Source organism: Paenarthrobacter sp. 10L412 (assembly GCF_056395565.1).
Window position 1 is genome coordinate 408,555 of the sequence record NZ_JBFTJT010000007.1, and the last position, 17,606, is coordinate 426,160.

At 62.0% G+C, this 17,606-nt stretch carries 19 protein-coding genes; 16 read left to right on the forward strand and 3 right to left on the reverse strand.

The window, feature by feature from the left end; genetic code table 11:
• Position 1: 1 nt before the first annotated feature.
• The 3 genes from AC1DD7_RS12155 to AC1DD7_RS12165 are packed head-to-tail and all read left to right on the forward strand — an operon-like array spanning position 2 to position 3,023.
• The gene (locus tag AC1DD7_RS12155) at positions 2–835 is read left to right on the forward strand and encodes a lysophospholipid acyltransferase family protein (RefSeq protein WP_477515141.1); all 834 of its coding nucleotides are present in this window, start codon (positions 2–4) and stop codon (positions 833–835) included.
• Positions 832–1,884, forward strand: coding sequence for an NAD(P)H-dependent glycerol-3-phosphate dehydrogenase (locus AC1DD7_RS12160; RefSeq protein WP_477515142.1), 1,053 nt, complete (start codon positions 832–834; stop codon positions 1,882–1,884). The genes AC1DD7_RS12155 and AC1DD7_RS12160 overlap by 4 nt, the downstream gene beginning before the upstream one ends.
• The gene (locus AC1DD7_RS12165) at positions 1,884–3,023 is read left to right on the forward strand and encodes a D-alanine--D-alanine ligase family protein (RefSeq protein ID WP_477515188.1); all 1,140 of its coding nucleotides are present in this window, start codon (positions 1,884–1,886) and stop codon (positions 3,021–3,023) included. The genes AC1DD7_RS12160 and AC1DD7_RS12165 overlap by 1 nt, the downstream gene beginning before the upstream one ends.
• A 74-nt stretch (positions 3,024–3,097) precedes the next feature.
• On the opposite strand, the gene AC1DD7_RS12170 is transcribed toward AC1DD7_RS12165, so the two are convergent.
• Positions 3,098–3,607 (reverse strand): DUF3515 domain-containing protein, encoded by a 510-nt coding sequence (locus AC1DD7_RS12170; RefSeq protein ID WP_431115549.1) that lies wholly within the window; start codon positions 3,605–3,607, stop codon positions 3,098–3,100.
• 135 nt (positions 3,608–3,742) lie between these two features.
• On the opposite strand from AC1DD7_RS12170, the gene thiL reads away from it, so the two are divergent.
• From thiL to rsmD, 4 genes are read left to right on the forward strand one after another with little or no spacing between them, the layout of a single operon-like run.
• Complete coding sequence (gene thiL, locus AC1DD7_RS12175) at positions 3,743–4,771, forward strand: thiamine-phosphate kinase (protein ID WP_431115548.1); 1,029 nt, start codon at positions 3,743–3,745, stop codon at positions 4,769–4,771.
• Between the two features lie 22 nt (positions 4,772–4,793).
• Positions 4,794–5,894: a DAK2 domain-containing protein gene (locus tag AC1DD7_RS12180; RefSeq protein ID WP_431115547.1), complete on the forward strand. Its 1,101-nt coding sequence runs from the start codon at positions 4,794–4,796 to the stop codon at positions 5,892–5,894.
• Positions 5,884–8,139 carry an ATP-dependent DNA helicase RecG gene (locus tag AC1DD7_RS12185; RefSeq protein WP_477515143.1) on the forward strand — a complete coding sequence of 752 codons (2,256 nt, stop codon included), beginning with the start codon at positions 5,884–5,886 and terminating at the stop codon, positions 8,137–8,139. Before AC1DD7_RS12180 ends, AC1DD7_RS12185 begins: the two co-directional genes overlap by 11 nt.
• 57 nt (positions 8,140–8,196) lie before the next feature.
• Complete coding sequence (gene rsmD, locus AC1DD7_RS12190) at positions 8,197–8,763, forward strand: 16S rRNA (guanine(966)-N(2))-methyltransferase RsmD (protein ID WP_477515144.1); 567 nt, start codon at positions 8,197–8,199, stop codon at positions 8,761–8,763.
• On the opposite strand, the gene AC1DD7_RS12195 is transcribed toward rsmD, so the two are convergent.
• Positions 8,760–9,569 carry a spermidine synthase gene (locus tag AC1DD7_RS12195; protein ID WP_477515189.1) on the reverse strand — a complete coding sequence of 270 codons (810 nt, stop codon included), beginning with the start codon at positions 9,567–9,569 and terminating at the stop codon, positions 8,760–8,762. The genes rsmD and AC1DD7_RS12195 overlap by 4 nt on opposite strands.
• Positions 9,566–10,816, reverse strand: coding sequence for an aminotransferase class I/II-fold pyridoxal phosphate-dependent enzyme (locus AC1DD7_RS12200; protein ID WP_477515145.1), 1,251 nt, complete (start codon positions 10,814–10,816; stop codon positions 9,566–9,568). The genes AC1DD7_RS12195 and AC1DD7_RS12200 overlap by 4 nt, the downstream gene beginning before the upstream one ends.
• Positions 10,817–10,851: 35 nt before the next feature.
• Between AC1DD7_RS12200 and coaD the strand changes: the two genes are divergently transcribed.
• The 9 genes from coaD (at position 10,852) to AC1DD7_RS12245 (ending at position 17,539) form a co-directional block, all read left to right on the forward strand.
• Positions 10,852–11,334 (forward strand): pantetheine-phosphate adenylyltransferase, encoded by a 483-nt coding sequence (gene coaD, locus AC1DD7_RS12205; RefSeq protein ID WP_477515146.1) that lies wholly within the window; start codon positions 10,852–10,854, stop codon positions 11,332–11,334.
• Between the two features lie 183 nt (positions 11,335–11,517).
• A complete protein-coding gene (locus AC1DD7_RS12210) occupies positions 11,518–12,045 on the forward strand; it encodes a YceD family protein (protein ID WP_224090813.1) in 528 nt (175 codons plus the stop codon).
• A 33-nt stretch (positions 12,046–12,078) separates the two neighbouring features.
• Positions 12,079–12,282 carry a 50S ribosomal protein L32 gene (gene rpmF, locus AC1DD7_RS12215; protein ID WP_011775139.1) on the forward strand — a complete coding sequence of 68 codons (204 nt, stop codon included), beginning with the start codon at positions 12,079–12,081 and terminating at the stop codon, positions 12,280–12,282.
• 23 nt (positions 12,283–12,305) lie between these two features.
• Positions 12,306–13,016, forward strand: coding sequence for a ribonuclease III (gene rnc, locus AC1DD7_RS12220; RefSeq protein ID WP_216923862.1), 711 nt, complete (start codon positions 12,306–12,308; stop codon positions 13,014–13,016).
• 19 nt (positions 13,017–13,035) lie between these two features.
• Complete coding sequence (mutM, locus tag AC1DD7_RS12225) at positions 13,036–13,992, forward strand: bifunctional DNA-formamidopyrimidine glycosylase/DNA-(apurinic or apyrimidinic site) lyase (protein WP_477515147.1); 957 nt, start codon at positions 13,036–13,038, stop codon at positions 13,990–13,992.
• A gap of 46 nt (positions 13,993–14,038) precedes the next feature.
• Positions 14,039–14,473, forward strand: a complete 435-nt coding sequence (locus tag AC1DD7_RS12230; RefSeq protein WP_477515148.1) for a hypothetical protein — start codon at positions 14,039–14,041, stop codon at positions 14,471–14,473.
• The gene (locus AC1DD7_RS12235) at positions 14,470–15,174 is read left to right on the forward strand and encodes a hypothetical protein (protein WP_431115540.1); all 705 of its coding nucleotides are present in this window, start codon (positions 14,470–14,472) and stop codon (positions 15,172–15,174) included. The genes AC1DD7_RS12230 and AC1DD7_RS12235 overlap by 4 nt, the downstream gene beginning before the upstream one ends.
• Before the next feature lie 86 nt (positions 15,175–15,260).
• The gene (locus tag AC1DD7_RS12240; RefSeq protein WP_477515190.1) at positions 15,261–16,502 is read left to right on the forward strand and encodes an MFS transporter; all 1,242 of its coding nucleotides are present in this window, start codon (positions 15,261–15,263) and stop codon (positions 16,500–16,502) included.
• Entirely contained in the window at positions 16,499–17,539 is a 1,041-nt protein-coding gene (locus AC1DD7_RS12245; RefSeq protein WP_431115539.1) for a TolB family protein, read from the forward strand. The genes AC1DD7_RS12240 and AC1DD7_RS12245 overlap by 4 nt, the downstream gene beginning before the upstream one ends.
• Positions 17,540–17,606: the final 67 nt, after the last annotated feature.

Sequence of the window (17,606 nt, forward strand, 5' to 3'; positions counted from 1 at the left end):
TTTGAAGGAATCGGCCAAGAGCCGGGCCACGTTCATGCTCCTGGCGGGCATGGCGCGTCCGTTGATGAACCTCCTGATGGACAAGAAGTGGGAGGGCACCGGGAAGCTCCCCGCGGGCGGCTTCATCGCAGCACCGAACCACTGCACTGAGATTGATCCCGTCGTGATTGGGCACATGCTCTACAACCTGAAGCGTCCTCCGCACTTCCTCGCGAAGGCAGGACTCTTCAAAGCACCTGTGTTGGGAGCCTTGCTGCGGGCGACGAACCAGATTCCGGTTGAACGCTCGACGGCGGGAGCGAACCGCTCGCTGCAAATCGCCAAAGAGGTGGTGGACGCCGGGGGCGCCATCATTATCTACCCCGAGGGAACCTTGACCCGGGATCCGGACCTGTGGCCGATGAAGGGACACACTGGCGCTGCCCGCCTGGCACTGCAGACTGGTGCACCGGTTGTTCCGATGGCCCACTGGGGTGCCCATGAGGTTTTTCCCCGGTACGCCAAGCGCTTCCACGTCTTTCCTCGAAAGACCGTCAGGGTTCTGGTAGGTGAGCCCGTGGATCTGAGCGCTTTCGCGGACCGGCCCATGGACCGGGCCACGCTGTCCGAAGCTACCGACGTCATCATGGAGGCGGTCACCGCGCTCCTGGCAACCCTCCGCGGTGAGGAGCCGCCCGCCGAACGTTGGGATCCGGCCGTTCATAAGCAGGCCAAACATGGCCGGTTCGTGGAGCGCGGTTCAAACGCTGCACGGGGCGCCGCGCCCGAAAAGGCTGCAGAACCCGCTGGCAAGGAAGCATCTCTTGAGGATCCGGAATCGGAGGGCGGCAAATGACGGTTATTGAAAGCCCTGTCCCTGCTCCGGACACCGTGGCCGTACTCGGCGCAGGTTCATGGGGAACTACGTTCGCCAAGATCCTCGCGGATGCTGCTGCCACTGCCGGCGTGGAGCGGAGGATCCGGATCTGGGGGCGGCGCGCCCGAGTCGTGGATCAGATCAATGCGGAACACCGCAATGAGCAGTACTTGAAGGACATCGAACTTCCCCACGCAGTCACCGCATCCACGGATGTTGCTGAGGTCCTGCAGGATGCCGGCCTCGTGGTCCTGGCCGTGCCGGCCCAATCGCTGCGGCCCCAGTTGGGGGAATGGAAGCGACTGCTCGCACCGGACGCAATTGTCGTGTCGCTGATGAAGGGCCTTGAACTGGGGACGGACGCACGCATGAGCGAGGTCATCGCCCAGGAGCTTGGCATCCCCGAATCACGTGTGGTGGTGGTCTCCGGACCCAACCTCGCCATGGAGATTGCCAGGGAACAACCCACTGCGTCTGTAGTTGCCTGCAGTGACGCCGATACCGCCGCCGCAATTGCACTCTGCTGCACCGCACCGTACTTCCGTCCCTATACCAGCACCGATGTTGTGGGCGTGGAGATCGGCGGGATCGTCAAGAATGTCATTGCCTTGGCTGTCGGTATTTGCGAGGGGCGCCAGATGGGTGACAACACCAAAGCGTCAGTCATCACGCGGGGCCTCGCCGAGACGTCCCGGCTTGCCCTTGCCCTGGGTGGAGAGGCCCACACGATGGCGGGGCTCGCCGGGCTCGGCGACCTCGTTGCGACATGCTCCTCTGCCCTTTCCCGAAATCACACAGCCGGGAGGCTATTGGGCGAGGGGCTGAGCCTTGAGCAGGTGGCTGAACAGATGACGCAAACCGCTGAAGGCATTAAGTCCGGCCCTGCCGTGCATGAATTGGCGGGCAAACTGAATGTCGAAATGCCTATTACGGCCGCCGTTGTGGCGGTGCTTGAAGGCAAAATGTCCGTTGATGACCTGGGGCCGCGATTGCTGGCCCGGGCCCTGAAGTCCGAAGGCGACTACTGATTGTGACTGAAGAATCCACCCCCGTGACCGGCCGTCGACCCCGTGTGGCGGTCCTTTTCGGCGGACGTTCCAGCGAACACGCTGTTAGTTGCGTGACGGCAGCAGGCGTCATGGGTGCCATTGATAAGAGCAAGTACGACGTCGTGCCCATAGGTATTGCCAAGTCCGGACAGTGGGTCCTTGCATCGGGGGACACCAGCCAGTGGTCCTTGAGCTCGTCGGCGCTTCCTGAGGTATCGCCGTCGGACCGGACTGTCACCTTGGCAGAGGTGGGCGGCGAGCACCAGCTCATCGTGACCGCACCGAATGCCATCCCCGAGGAACTCGGTTCCGTGGACGTCGTCTTTCCTTTGCTCCATGGCCCTTGGGGCGAGGATGGAACGGTCCAGGGCCTCCTGGAGCTATCCGACACGCGCTATGTTGGTGCCGGCGTGCTCGCTTCGGCAGTGGGCATGGACAAGCACTTCATGAAGGTGGTTTTCGAAGCCGCTGGACTGACGGTGGGGCCTTATATCGCCGTCACGGACCGCGAATGGCTCACGGACGCCGAGGCTGTCCGCAAGCGCGTGGACAAGCTCGGTTTCCCGGTGTTCGTCAAGCCTGCCCGTGCCGGCTCCTCCATGGGAATTTCCAAGGTGGATTCTTTGGAGGGCTTGGACGCTGCCATCGAGGAAGCCCGCCGCCACGACTTGAAGCTGGTCATTGAAGCCGGCATTGTCGGGCGCGAAATCGAGTGCGCTGTGCTGCAAGGCAGGGGCACTGATGCGCCGCGCACCTCCATGCCGGGCGAAATCACTGTGGCTATCGGCGAACACCAATTCTATGACTTTGCTGCCAAGTACGTTGAAGATGGTGCTGCCGCGCTGAGTTGCCCGGCTGATATGCCGGATGAAGCCATTGCCCGCGTCCGGGAATTGGCAGCTGCCGCCTTCGACGCCGTGGGTGCGGAAGGCCTGAGCCGTGTGGACTTCTTCTACACGCCCGCTGGTGAGCTGATTATTAACGAAATCAACACCATGCCGGGCTTCACTCCCAAGAGCATGTACCCGCAGATGTGGGCGGCTTCCGGCTTGGCGTATCCCGAGCTGATCGACGAACTCATCCACCTGGCACTGACCCGCAAAACGGGCCTGCGCTAACCCAAGCAAGAGCAGCTGGTGTCGGTTGGAAGGATCAACCGACACCAGCTGCTGTTTATCCGGTTGAGCACCCGCTACTTGGTGGTCGGCAGGTTCTGCAGGTCTTCCTGGCCAACGCAGTGGCGCGTTGCTTTGATCTTGCCCGCAGCGGCCGCAAGTTCGGTGAGGACTGTGGCGGAGCTGATGTTGGCGGCTTCCAATTTGACCGGATCCACGAGGATTTCCGTTGCCGGCTCGCGTCCGAAGGTGGTCAGGGTGTAGACACCATCGCCTTCTTTGATCACCCAGTCAATGTCATTCACGCTGACGCAGCGGTCAGTGGTTGGTCCAGGGACGTTGACACCGCAACGCAGGATGATCTGCGAGGGATCGCCCCACGCAGCAGTGGCCTGGCTGTTTGTCTTGCGGAGTGCGGCATCGCCGATCTTGTCCGGGAGCGCCACCATCATGGGTGCGCAGGCCGGATTGGCGGCGTCGGTTGCCGCTGTGACGTCCACAGTGGGGGCGCAGGCTGAAACTGCGAGGACGGACGCTGCGGCCAAGCTGAAGGCCACGGCAGTCCGCGGAAGGGTCTTTCGGTGCATCTCTCCAGCCTATCCCGCCCACACGGCCGCCTGGCGTGCGGTTGGTCTACCCGTTGCGAGGGTCACATTGCCGGCGGGGACGCCCGGCACAGGCTGCGGCGATGTTTTGTCGGTGTCCCGCGATAGCGTAGAGCCGTGCCCCCAAAACAGCCATGCGAAGAATGTCCAACAGTCGCAGATCTCTCGGAGTCCGAGCTCCTTGCCCTGATCTTCCCCCGCCTGAACAGCAGCCCCAGCGTCCTGCTGGGTCCCGGCGACGACGCCGCCCTGGTTGCCGCCACGGACGGCCGCACACTGATTTCCATCGATACCCAGACCCAGGACCAGGACTTCCGGCTGGAGTGGAACAACGGCTATCGAACCACAGGATACGACGTCGGATGGAAGTCCGCGGCCCAGAACCTTAGCGATATCAACGCCATGGGCGGAACGGCCACCTCACTGGTTGTGAGCCTGACCATGCCGCCGGCAACACCGGTTCAATGGGTTGAGGACTTTGCGGATGGCCTCACCGCTGGAATTATCGGCCTGGGCGTTCCGGATTGCTCCGTCGCGGGGGGAGACCTGGGCCGTGGCCGGGAGATTGCGGTGACTGTCGCCGTCGTCGGTACTTTGGCTGGAGAGGCGCCCGTATTGCGTTCCGGGGCGAGGCCGGGAGATGTCGTGGCAGTGGCAGGCACCCTGGGGCGTGCTGCCGCCGGTCTGGCGCTGTTGGAAAGCGATGTCACCTTAACGGACCTCTCGGCTGAGCAGCGTGCCCTGATGGATAGCCAATGCCGGCCCTTGCCGCCGTTGGCTGCCGGGCCGCTTGCCGCACGTTCGGGCGTAACAGCAATGATGGACATTTCGGATGGGCTGCTGCGCGACGGCGGCCGGCTCGCTGCGGCGAGCAACGTCATCCTGGACTTTGATGCCGTTGTGTTGAAGGCGCACGCACTTCCGCTGGAACCGGCTGCCGCCTTGCTGCGCGTAGATTCCATGCCGTGGGTTCTGGGCGGGGGAGAAGACCATGGACTGCTGGCTACGTTCCCAGCGGGAATTCAGCTGCCGCAGGGCTTCACTGCGATAGGCTCAGTTCAGGCCGTTGTCCAGTCTCAAGGCAGCGGCGTCCGGATTGCCGGACAAGCTGCTGACACCGTGGGATGGGATCATTTTGCAGACTAAGATCGCCGCGAATGCGCACGCCATGAAACGTTGGCTCGGCAAGACAGAGGTGGTCCTTGGCAACCATAGCGACCGCCTGAACGCGATCAACATCTTTCCCGTCGCAGACGGCGATACTGGAACCAACCTTTACCTGACCGCGCGCGCAGCTGTGTCCGCGTTGGCTGGCAACGCTCCTGACGCTTCCGAGACCGGTAACGACGTCGGTGCTGTGCTGTCACGCGCTGGTCAGGCCGCCATGGAACAGGCAAGGGGCAACTCCGGCACCCTTTTTGCTGTCTTCCTGTGCGCTGCGGCGGAGCCGCTGGCCGGAAAAGCGCGCCTGAGTGCCCCGCTGCTGGCTACGGCACTTAACAGGGCCCAGATCCGGGCCTGGTCGGCCTTGAGCGAACCGGTATCCGGAACCATGCTTTCGGTCCTCGAAGCAGCGGCCCATGCAGCCCAAGCGGCCGATTCTTCCCAGAACGGTGATGACAGCAACCACGCACTGGGCCTCGCCTTGGATGCAGTGGTGGAAGCTGCCTTCCAGGCTGTCGTACGCACCGAGGACGAACTCGCACCCTTGCAGGCGGCGCATGTGGTGGACGCCGGCGGTGTAGGTATGTTGCTGGTGCTGGACTGTCTCCGCTCCGCAGTGCTCGGCGAGGAACTGCAGGATGAGCTCCTTGATGGCCTCCACGGCTACCAGCTGCAGGATCCGCACATCCACCAGCAGATGCCGGCCGACGACGGCGTGGAAGTCATGTGTACTATCAGCCTTTCGCCCTTGGACGCGGCCGTGCTGCGCCAACGCCTGGATGAGATGGGTGATTCCGTCATCATGAGCCAGGTTGGAAATACAGGCCACCATCCGGACGACGACGAATCCACGGCTGAGGCCAGTTATCGTTGGCGGGTGCATGTCCACGTACCTGATCCCGCGCCAGCAGTAGCGCTGATCCGGTCTCTGGGGGAGCCGACGGATATTGCCGTCAGTCAGCTTGCCCTTCCCCGCGATTCTGAAGACGGGCACCGCGCTTCTGAAGACGGGTCCCGCGATTTTGAGGGCGGGCACCGGGACCAGGAAGCAACACAAACTGCAGAACCCAGCAGCATCCCGGGCCAGTCACGGCATGAATACTGAGCTGGAACTGCCCCTGGAACGCAGGATCGGCAAGCGCTCGGCGTCTGTCATTGACAAGCACCTTGGCCTCAAGACAACCGGCGCGCTGCTGAACTACTTTCCGCGCAGGTATTTGAGCAGGGGCGAACTTACTCCCATCAGCAACCTTCCCTTGGATGAGGAAGTCACGCTCATTGCGCGGGTCCTGTCCAACAGCACCCGTCAGATGCGTGCCCGGCGGGGTTCCATCACGGACGTCGTAGTGACCGATGAAGCCGGTGGAAGCCACGTTCCTGGCACCCTGAAAGTCAGCTTTTTCAATGGGTTCCGGGCCAAGGCCGAGCTCCTCCCGGGACGCCGTGCAATGTTTTCCGGCAAGGTGACCCGGTACGGGGGAGCTTTGGGCCTGACTAACCCGGACTTTCTCTTGCTGGATGAGGATCCGGATGCTGACGGCTCCATGGACCCCGAAAAGCTGGCAGCCATGCCTATCCCCGTCTATCCCGCCACGGCAAAGCTGACAAGCTGGTCCATCCACAAGGTGATTACGGCGTTGCTGCAAACCCTGGACCTCGATGCCCTGGCGGATCCCCTCCCGGAGTCCATTGTCAGCAGGGACGGACTGCTGAGTGTGGCTGACGCGTACCGCCTGATCCATTCGCCGGAGACGGCGAAGGACTGGCAGCGGGCACAGGAACGGTTCCGCTACCAGGAGGCGCTGGTGCTGCAGGCGGCTTTGGCGCGACGACGTGCCCAGCTTGCTGCAGAGGAAGCCACTGCGCGGCGTCCCGTCAGCGGCGGCCTGCTGGAAGAGTTTGACCGGAACCTGCCCTTCACGCTCACTGCCGGCCAAACAGCGGTGGGAAAGACACTTTCCGAGGAACTTGGCCAGGACACCCCCATGAATCGACTCCTGCAAGGTGAGGTCGGTTCGGGCAAGACGATTGTGGCACTTCGGGCGATGCTGCAGGTGGTTGATGCGGGGGGACAGGCGGCGCTCCTGGCGCCCACTGAAGTTTTGGCCGCACAGCATGTCGATTCCATCCGCAGGACCCTGGGTCCACTGGCCCGCGATCATATGTTCGGTGGTGCCGGCATGCTTGGTGCCGATGCCGGCAAGGCTGGCGTCCAGGTGACTCTGCTGACCGGGTCCATGCCTACGGCGGCGCGAAAGCAGGCCATGCTGGACGCCGCTTCAGGAAACGCCGGCATCGTGATCGGCACCCACGCTTTGTTGAGCGACAAAACCAGTTTTCAGGACCTCGGCTTGATCGTGGTGGACGAGCAGCACCGCTTCGGCGTGGAGCAACGTGACGCTCTGCGCGCCAAGGCCCAACGTCCGCCGCATCTGCTGGTTATGACTGCTACGCCGATTCCGCGCACAGTGGCGATGACCGTGTTCGGCGATCTTGAGACGTCCATCCTCGATGAACTCCCCGCTGGGCGGGCACCCATTTCCACTCATGTTGTGGGGCTTGCCGAGAACCCGGGCTGGGCGGATCGAATCTGGAAACGATCGCGGGAAGAAGTCGACGCAGGTCATCAGGTTTACGTTGTATGTCCCAAAATCGGGTCCGATGACGACGGCGACTTCAGCCCAGGAGAGGCGGAGCCAAGCGATGCCGAACTCTCGGACGAAGGTCCGGCCCGCGATCTCGCTTCGGTGACGGCCGTCGTCGAAAGCCTGGTGCAGGAGCCGTCCTTGGCCGGGGTGCCCGTGGCGCCCCTCCACGGCCGTCAGGACCCGCTGCTTAAAACCGAAACCATGGCATCTTTCGCGGCAAACCAGACCAAGGTGCTGGTCTCCACCACGGTCATCGAGGTGGGTGTCGATGTTCACAATGCCACCCTGATGGTCATCCTGGACGCCGATCGTTTTGGTATTTCCCAACTCCACCAGCTTCGCGGCCGGGTTGGCCGTGGCGGTCTGCCAGGGACTTGCCTGCTGGTCACTACTTTGGAACCAGGGCACCCGAGCCGCAGAAGACTGGACGCTGTTGCATCCACCACCGACGGGTTCGAGCTCTCCCAGGAAGACCTCAAACTCCGCCGTGAAGGCGATATCCTCGGCGCCTCACAATCAGGTGGGCGGTCCACGCTTAAGCTGCTGCGTGTCCTGGAGCATGAAGATCTGATTGCCCGTGCCCGCGCGGATGCACAGGCCCTGGTGGCCCAGGACCCGGCACTGGAACACCAGCCGCTCCTGGCCACGACCATTGATGACTACTTGAACCCTGAAAAGGAGGCGTTCCTTGAACGCGGTTAGAGAATCCCCAGGTGCGCGCAGCGGTAAACGGTCGGGCACCGGCAATGGAGAGGCGCTGTGAGCCGGATTATTGCCGGCGTTGCTGGTGGCAATCCGCTCACGAGCGTGCCCGGGACGGCAACGCGGCCCACTACGGACCGTGTTAAGGAAGCACTGTTTTCGCGGCTCGAGTCTTTGGCTGTCATCGACGATTCCCGGGTGCTGGATCTCTATGCCGGTTCCGGAGCCCTGGGTGTGGAGAGCGCCAGCCGGGGCGCCCGCAGCGTGGATCTGGTGGAATTCGATGCCAAGGCCAGCGATGCCTGCCAGCGCAATGCGGACTTGGTCAACCAAATCCTGAGCGGCAAGAAAGTCTCAGTCCATCGATCCAAGGTGGAGTCTTTCCTGGAGCGCGCCACAGCACGCGACGTGTGGGACCTGGTGTTCCTGGATCCGCCATATCCGCTGGACGAACCAGCGTTGAGTGCCGTGCTGGCCAAATTGTCGCCCCACTTGGATGAAGGGGCGGTTGTGGTGGTGGAGAGGTCCTCCAGGAGTCCCGAACCGGCCTGGCCTGAAGCGCTGGAATGTTTCGCCGACAAGAAGTACGGCGAGACCAAGCTATGGTTCGCTGAACCTTCCTAGTCCGAAATCCTGTCCAGGTCCACGCCGTGGAGGACTGTTGCCGGGTGTGGGCCCCGGGAGAGTAGTGCGCTGGTCCACGCTGCCGGCCATGGCGTTCGGGTGCCCACCAGGATGATGTTGCCGGGGTAGCGCCCCGCGAACATTCCCGTCTCGGCAAATGCGATAACGTCGGCCATTGCCTGCCGGAGGGCTGTTACCTGGCTTCGCACCAGCGTCAGCGCCGGTTCATCGCCGACGTTCACAATCAGTAGGCCGTTTGGTCCCAAGCGGGCAGCGGCCTCTTCGTAGAACTCCCTGCACGCGATGTGGGCTGGTGCTTCCGGCCCGGAGAAGATGTCAAGGATGACGACGTCGAACCTGACGTCCGCGGGAAGTTCGGCCAACGCCTCGCGTGCGTCGCCTATGTGCGTGTGCAGCCGCGTGCCCTCCGGCATGGGCAGCTTTTGCAGGACGAAGTCCAGTAATTCGCGTTCGAGTTCAACTGCATATTGGTCCGAACCTGGACGTGTGGCCTGGATGTAACGGGCCAATGTCAGGGCACCGGCGCCGAGATGGAGCACGGAGAGTGGCTCACCGGGCTCTGCAGCCAGATCCACCACATGACCGATCCTGCGAAGATATTCGTAGAAGATCTCCCCGGGGTTGGCCACGTTCACGTGGGATTGTTCAGCGCCACCGATGCTGAGGATGTAACTGCCTTCAATGAGCGTATCGGCATCAACAGTGGCGTGCTGCCCTGTGGTCCGCAGGAAACGCGTGGCGTGATGGCGGCCAGAGTCGTTGCGGCCGGCGTCGTTGCGGTTCAGAGCAGGTCCTTAAGCGCGGCCAGTCGTTCGGCCGCTTCTTCCAGGACGCTGGTTTTTTTGCAGAAGGCAAAACGCAACAAGCTGCGGGTCCGTTGCGCTCCTTCAGGATGGCAAAAAACAGGAACCGGTATCGCAGCGACACCCACCAGGGCGGGCAACCGGCGTGCCAGGTCCACGGAGTCCTTGATGCCCAAGGGTTCTGTGTCGACGTTAACGAAGTAGGTACCGCGTGGCGTAAAGACATTGAATCCTGCAGCGCGAAGGCCCTCGGAGAGGATGTCGCGTTTGTGTCGCAGCGTTTCGGCTATGCCTGTGTAGAAGGTGTCAGGAAGGGCAAGTCCCACGGCGATGGCGCTTTGGAACGGCGTGCCTGAGCTGTATGTCAGGAACTGTTTGACGGTGCGGACTGCGGCAACGAGGTCCTGGGGGCCGCTAAGCCAGCCGATCTTCCAACCAGTGAAGGAGAACGTCTTTCCTGCAGAAGAGATTGTGAGGGTCCGTTCCGCGGCCCCAGGCAAGGAAGCGACCGGAATATGCGTTACACCGAAGGTGAGGTGCTCGTAAACTTCGTCGCTGACAATGATGGCGTCGTATTTTGTTGCCAGCTCAACCACCTTTTCCAGGACCTCTTGGGGGAAAACGGCGCCGGTGGGATTGTGTGGGTTGTTCAGGAGCACAACCTTGGTGCGGCTGCTGAAGGCCTCTTCCAGTCTGGAGAGGTCCGGAAGGAAATCGGGAGCGGTCAGGGGAGCAGTGACATGTTGTGCGCCTGCCAATCCGATGATGGCTCCGTAGGAGTCATAGAACGGTTCGAAGGTCAGGACTTCGTCACCGGGTTGGACGAAAGCCAGAAGTGATGCCGCGATGGCTTCCGTGGCGCCAGTGGTGATGATGATTTCCGTCTGCGGGTCCGGAGTGAGTCCATAGAACCGGAGCTGGTGCTCCGCGACGGCTTCGCGTAACTCCGTGATGCCCTTGCCAGGCGCGTATTGGTTGGCTCCTGCGGCGATGGCTGCCTGCGCTGCCGCTTTGATCTCCACGGGTCCGTCCTCGTCGGGGAAGCCCTGTCCGAGGTTGATGGCGCCGGAGGAGATTGCCAAGGTGGTCATCTCCTCGAAGATGGTCACTCCGAGATTTCCGTCAGGTGAAAGCAGGTTGGCGCCAGTGGCGGCCCGCTGCCATGGCGTGGAGGCATGAGCCGTTGTGTTGAGCGGTAAAGTGCTGCCTGCTGGTGACATGTCAGCCATGGTATCCCGGTGAAGCTATGGGGTAGGTTCGTGTCATGAGACGTGCGGTATGCCCTGGATCCTTTGACCCTATCCACAACGGACATCTCGAAGTCATCGCGCGGGCAGCGGGGCTGTTTGACGAAGTCATCGTGGCCGTGTCCACCAATTACGCCAAGAAGTACCGCTTCAGCCTCGAAGACCGGATGGAGATGGCCCGGGAGACGCTGGCGTCCCTGCGAGGCATCATCGTTGAGCCAATGGGGGAGGGACTGTTGGCCGAGTATTGCCGGCATCGGGGTGTTTCGGCCATCGTCAAGGGCCTCCGCTCGTCCTCGGACTTTGACTATGAATTGCCGATGGCCACCATGAATCGTCAGCTTACCGGCGTCGAAACTGTCTTCCTGCCGGCAGAAGCGCACTACGTGCACCTTTCCTCCACCTTGATCAAAGAGGTCAATCTATTGGGCGGCGACATTTCCGATTTCGTACCGAAATCTGTGTTGAAGCGGCTCCTCGCTGGCGAGTCTGGAACGTAAGCCTCCCGCAAGGGGGTAGTCTTGATAGGTACCTCGCAGCTTCTTGCGGTGGATCCCAGCTGAAACCATGGCGCTCTTCGCGCGCCCGGCGCCGGTTTGAGTCCTCAGGCTTGATCAGGCTAAGATGGTACGTCGGTCATATGTTCTACAGGAGTTCTCATTAAGCGAGATGCAAGTTCGCCCTTGGCGCTGGTAGTCAAGGACCTTGGACGCAGTCCAGGGACCATGCGGACACTCAACGAACATGTACCTGCGCCAAGTGACCTTGGTGTGGCGCTCATTGGCGTGAAGGAAGGCTCGGATGTCGAGCTGGATCTTCGCCTTGAGGCCGTACACGAAGGAATTCTGGTATCAGGATCCGTAATCGTCGAAGTAACCGGCGAATGCGGTCGATGCCTGGATCCCCTTGCGTATGACCTTGAAGTCAATGTGCAAGAACTTTTCTTCTATGAAGGCGTTGAGCTTTCGGACGAAGAAGACGATGAAGAGCAACGTCGAGTCGAGCACGATCTGATCGATCTTGAGCCGGTGTTGCGGGACGCAGTTGTCACTATGCTGCCGTTCCAGCCGGTGTGCCGGGAAGACTGCCAGGGCCTTTGTTCCGAATGTGGAGCACGCCTGGAAGACGAGCCGGGGCACCACCACGAGGTCATTGACCCTCGCTGGGCTGCCCTAGCTGATCTGGCTAAGACTGACCGGCAAACTGATTAGTAAGTGTTGGACTAAGAGAGAAATGAGATAGCCGTGGCTGTTCCCAAGCGGAAAATGTCTCGCGCAAACACACGCGCCCGCCGTGCCCAGTGGAAGGCAACTGCCCCCAACTTGGTCAAGACCATCGAAAACGGTCAGGTTACTTACAGCCTGCCGCACCAGGCAAAGGTCGTCACTGACTCTGCCGGCACCGCGCTGTTCCTTGAATACAAGGGCCGCAAGGTAGCAGACGCCTAATCTGCCCAATAGGCTGACAAAGGATGTCTTCAACTGAAGAGCTTCTGAAGCGTCTCGGTGTCTCCATTGACACCGAGACGCTTCGTCTTGCTCTGACACATCGCTCATACGCATATGAGAACGGTGGGATTCCCACCAATGAACGTCTTGAGTTCCTCGGCGACTCCATCCTGGGATTCTCTGTGACCGATTCGCTCTACCGCGAGAACCCCGCGCTGCCTGAAGGTGAACTCGCAAAGCGGCGATCCGCCGTCGTGAGTACTCGTGCCCTCGCTGGCATTGGCCGCGAGCTTGGCGTGGGCGAGTTCATCTACCTGGGGCAGGGCGAGAAGCTCACCGATGGGAAGAACAAAGCCTCGATCCTCGCGGATACCATGGAAGCGCTCATTGGTGCCACGTACCTCTCCAACGACATCGAGACGGCACGCCAGCTGGTAATGCGCCTCGTGGGCCCTCTCCTGAAGGACGCCGGCGCCCTTGGAGCCGGTACCGATTGGAAGACCAGCATCCAGGAACTGACCGCCAGCCGCCAACTCGGGGCAATCCACTACGCCGTGGAAGGCTCAGGCCCGGACCACGCGCGTACGTTTGAAGCTGTCCTGAACATCGGCGGGACTCCCTATGGTCGCGGCGCTGGCCATTCGAAGAAGGAAGCGGAGCAGGAAGCTGCCGCCGACGCCTGGCGTGCCCTGACTGCCCTGGACCAAGCTCCTGCCGGACCCGCTTCCGCCTGAAGCCGAGTCCACAGACCCAATGCCTGAACTTCCCGAAGTAGAAGTGGTCCGCCGTGGCCTTGCCCGCTGGGTCCGTGGCCGTACCATCACCGGGGTTGACGTCCTTGACTCCCGCTCCATCCGCAGGCATGGCCTGGGCACAGAGGACTTCATCGGGAATCTCGAGCATGCCACGGTGATGGACGTCGTCCGCCGCGGTAAGTTTCTCTGGATGCCGCTCGCCATGGACAGCCTGGATTCCGATGACAGCGCGCTGCCCAAGGTAGCGCTCATGGCCCATCTGGGGATGAGCGGACAACTGCTCATGCAGGACCCCCATGTCCCTGACGAGAAGCATCTCAAAGTCAGAATCAGCCTTAGCCCGGTGGACGGCATGCCGGAGCAACTGCGATTTGTGGACCAGCGCATTTTCGGCGGCCTGTTCGTGACGTCCCTGGTGCCAACTCCCGACGGCGGCCCCGGAGGCTTGGGGGAAACGCCCCTGCCAGAGATCGCCGAGGAAGCCTCCCACATTGCGAGGGACCCGCTGGACCCTTGTTTTTCCTTCGATACTTTCTACCGCAAGATCAAGAGCCGAAAAACAGGCCTGAAGCGAGCGTTGTTGGACCAGTCGGTTATTTCCGGGATCGGCAACATCTATGCGGACGAAGCCCTCTGGCGTGCCCGCCTCCATTACGCAAGGCCTACCGACACCTTTCGACGTGGCGATGCCGCCCGGCTTGTGCAGGCCGCACAGGAGGTCATGAATGCGGCGTTGGCTGCCGGAGGGACGAGCTTTGACTCCTTATATGTCAACGTCAACGGCGATTCGGGATACTTCGCCCGCTCGCTCAATGCCTACGGACGCGCCGGTGAGCTGTGCAGCCGTTGCGAGGCAGCAGGCTTGCACAGCATCATCAAACGTGAACAATTCATGAACCGCTCGTCCTATACGTGTCCGGTTTGTCAGCCACGGCCCCGAAACGGGCGTTGGTAGGGCCAAAACTGTTCCGGAATCCGGATCGCAATGGCAGACTGTCCCCATGAAAAGCTTGGCGATTCGGATCGCCATCGCATTGGTTTTCAACGCCATCACGTTGTGGGTGGCGTCAGTTCTTCCCGGGGTCCGTTTGGGAGCCGGGTTTCTTTGGGCCGTCGTGGTGTTCACGGCGGCCACGCTTTTGGTCAAGCCGTTGATTCTGACCCTTTTCCACCGCCGCCACGCGCAGCGGGCGGACAGGCGTACGCGGGTCCTCAGCAAGGCCCTCACGGCGGCTGCGGGGCTGCTGGCCACCTTGGCAATCCTCGTGGTGACAAGCATCTTTTCCAACGGTTTCACGATCAACGGCATTATCGGCTGGATAGCCGCGACCGTGGTGATCTGGTTGGCATCCTTCATCTTCGATTTCGTCGACGACGGGCTTGAGGCGAAGGCGCACGAGCTCCTCGGTGGCGCGGCAAGTCCGGGCAAGCCATGATGGCGCGGCGCCTGGTGATAGCTGGCATCTGCCTCGCCGTACTGATCGCCGCCGTAGCTCTCGTCCTGGACCAGATGGCTTCGAAACCCGGACCGGCTACTGCCCAGAGTTCGGTATCGCCAACTCCTGGCGGGGATCCCTCGAACAGTAACTCTTCCGGCGGCGCGAGTGCGCCTCCCTCCGGCAGTCCGACGTCGGGCAGTTCGACGAGCAGCCCGCCGGACGGTTCCGGCAACGGTTCGGGCGACGGCGTAACAACCGCCAAGCCGCTGGAGGTCCTGCCTCCTGTGACAGCCACACCCACCGGGCTCCCGGAACCGTCTGCACCCGCTCCACTGATCACTGGTCCGTTGCCGAAATCCGCCACAGCGAAGGGCTCACTCGTAGAGGGCTGGCCCAGCAGCGTTGTGACCATGCCAGCCGGGACCACGGTAGGCTCCACCAGCATCTCAACTTCAGGCACCGTCCTGCAATTAACGGCGGACGGGATCGTGGGCACGTCGCAAGGGGACGTTCTGGGCGCTTTCCGCCAGTCGTTGGTCGGGCAAGGCTTCTGGTCCGAGGATGCGCCCGCGCCGGACGGAGCTGTAGCCGCGAGGTTCGTGCGCGGCACGGACACAGTGACGGTGTCAGTTTCAGTGACCGGAACCGGCGTTTCGCGCTTCCAGCTCTTGGGCAGCCTGCACACGACGGCGGACTAGGGGCACGTATGTACATCTCACTTTCGGATCGCAGCGGTGGCAAAGGGGAAAAACCCCGGGGAGCCACGACGGCACTATCCAGCGAGGTGCCGTTTCGTTTGTCTCCGGTCATCCTGTGGCTAGGCCTTGTAAGCATGGTGACGGATGTGTCATCAGAGTCCGTCACGGCAATCCTCCCGCTGTATGTGACCGGGTTCCTGGGCCTTTCGACCATCGCCTTCGGATTCATCGACGGCATTAACCAAGGCGCGAGTGCAATTGTCAGGATCGCCGCCGGCTGGGCCGCGGACCGCAGCGGACACCCGAAACGCATCGCGTTGGCCGGCTACGGGTTGTCCATGCTCGCCAGGATAGGTTTCCTGTTCGCAGGAGGGTTCTGGGCGGTAGCTGCGATTGTGACCGGGGACAGGATCGGCAAAGGCATTCGCACGGCTCCACGTGATGCGCTGATCACTGTTTCAGCGCAACCGGAACACCTGGCCCGTTCCTTTGGCGTGCACAGGATGTTGGACAACATCGGGGCGGCCGCGGGGCCAATGATCGCCTTCCTCGTGCTGCTCATGATCCCCAATGGCTTCAGCACTGTTTTTGTGGTGTCCCTGGCCTTTGCTGTCATAGGCGTTGCGGTTCTGGGGCTGGTGGTGCCGGACATGCGAGCGGATGGGCTCAGAGGGATCGAAGCCAACAGCGGCGCCGGGCAAACAGCCGGCTCCCCGAAGCAACGACACCGGCTCTTCGCGTTCTCGTGGAGCCACCTGCGGGAGCCGGGCCTGGGGAAGCTATTGATCTCTGCGGGTCTCCTTGGCTTGCTCACCATTGGTGACGGTTTCATCTACCTCGTGCTGCAGGACAGGGATTCCTTTGCCGTGCAGTGGTTTCCGTTGCTTTTCGTCGGCACCAACATTGTGTTCCTCGCGTTTGCGATTCCGCTGGGGCGGCTGGCCGACCGGGTGGGCAGGGTGCCGGTGTTCGTGGGCGGCCACATCGCGCTGCTTGCCTGCTACTTCCTCGCGGCGGCGCCTTTCGGTGGCCTATGGAGCACCGTGGGCTGCCTGATCCTTCTTGGCGGGTTCTACGCAGCCACTGACGGCGTGCTGGCGGCACTGGCCAGCCAGCTGACTCCCCAAGGGAAGCTGGCCACAGGCATCGCCTCTGCACAGACTGTGGTTGCGTTGAGCAGGATGACGGCCTCGGCTGGTTTTGGCGTCCTCTGGTACGCAGTAGGTGCCCCCACAGCCATGGTTGCAGCCGGAGCGTTGTTGGCATGTGCCGTGGTGGCGGTCGTGTTCATCCTGCCTGGAGCCAGGCCCAAGCTGGCCAACGAATGAGCGCTACCTTCACGGGCGGGAGGCTTCGGTGGGGCATTCTCCTTGCGGTAACGGCAGTTGTGCTTGCTGCGGCGGGTATTTATGCAGTTGGCGCCTATCAGCGATTTGAGGAGAGCCGCACTGCCGCCCCGTCCGTAGGGGTCACTGCCGGCCAGCCGTTGCCGGATGTTCCGTTCGTTCTTTTTCGGAACACGGCGGGCGGACAGGGCTACGGTAATGCCGCTACCGTACCGTTGTCCGCTCCGGGCGGCACACGCGCAGTGAGCGAGCAGCCCTGCGACAGGGTTTACGGCACTGGATCCACGGTAATTTGCCTCAAAACGAACCGCGGCCTCGTGACCGCCTTCGAAGCCGCCGTCCTGAACCGTGACTGGCAACAGCAGCGGGCATGGCCGGTTCCGGGGATACCGAGCAGGACGCGCATCAGTGCGGACGGGTCCATGATTGCCACTACTGTCTTCGTCACGGGCCATTCATACGCGACTGCAGGGTTCTCCACCGCCACTGAAATCAACTTCACTGCGGCTGGTTCAGAGGGTTCCGGGAATCTGGAGGATTTCGCTCTGATAATCAACGGCGAGCGCCTGCAGGCTACGGACAGAAACATCTGGGGGGTGACCTTTGCACCCGGGCAGAGTGACGTCTTCTACGCCACTGCGGCTTCCGCCGGGCGTATCTGGCTTGTTCGCGGCAGTTTGTCAGCCAAGACCCTGACGGCGGTCCACGACAACGTCGAATGCCCGTCCATCTCACCGGACGGCACCCGGATCGCCTATAAAAAGAACGACGCCGGGCCGTTGACTGCGCACTGGAAGGTAGCACTGCTTGACTTGGCTACGGGACAGGAAACTGTCCTTGCGGAGAAGCGGAGCGTGGACGACCAAATCGAGTGGTTGGACAACCAAAACGTGCTTTACGGATTGGCCGACCAAAATGTCCCGGGTGACAGCAATATCTGGAAGCTGGCGACGGATCCGGCATCACAGCCGAGCCTGTTTATCCCCCATGCGTGGTCGCCCAGCGTAGTCCGCGAATGATTAAATGCCGACGTCCGGCCCTGGAGTTCAGGGGGCCGGACGCCAGCAGTTCGGAGGCGTTAACGCG

Bases quoted from the DNA above. Each gene is read 5' to 3' on its own strand.
- coaD (WP_477515146.1), top strand. From the start codon at position 10,852: ATGAGACGTGCGGTATGCCCTGGATCCTTTGACCCTATCCACAACGGA.
- AC1DD7_RS12160 (WP_477515142.1), top strand. From the start codon at position 832: ATGACGGTTATTGAAAGCCCTGTCCCTGCTCCGGACACCGTGGCCGTA.
- AC1DD7_RS12235 (WP_431115540.1), top strand. From the start codon at position 14,470: ATGATGGCGCGGCGCCTGGTGATAGCTGGCATCTGCCTCGCCGTACTG.
- AC1DD7_RS12170 (WP_431115549.1), bottom strand. From the start codon at position 3,607: ATGCACCGAAAGACCCTTCCGCGGACTGCCGTGGCCTTCAGCTTGGCC.
- AC1DD7_RS12245 (WP_431115539.1), top strand. From the start codon at position 16,499: ATGAGCGCTACCTTCACGGGCGGGAGGCTTCGGTGGGGCATTCTCCTT.
- AC1DD7_RS12180 (WP_431115547.1), top strand. From the start codon at position 4,794: ATGAAACGTTGGCTCGGCAAGACAGAGGTGGTCCTTGGCAACCATAGC.
- mutM (WP_477515147.1), top strand. From the start codon at position 13,036: ATGCCTGAACTTCCCGAAGTAGAAGTGGTCCGCCGTGGCCTTGCCCGC.
- AC1DD7_RS12230 (WP_477515148.1), top strand. From the start codon at position 14,039: ATGAAAAGCTTGGCGATTCGGATCGCCATCGCATTGGTTTTCAACGCC.
- AC1DD7_RS12200 (WP_477515145.1), bottom strand. From the start codon at position 10,816: ATGGCTGACATGTCACCAGCAGGCAGCACTTTACCGCTCAACACAACG.
- AC1DD7_RS12185 (WP_477515143.1), top strand. From the start codon at position 5,884: ATGAATACTGAGCTGGAACTGCCCCTGGAACGCAGGATCGGCAAGCGC.
- rnc (WP_216923862.1), top strand. From the start codon at position 12,306: ATGTCTTCAACTGAAGAGCTTCTGAAGCGTCTCGGTGTCTCCATTGAC.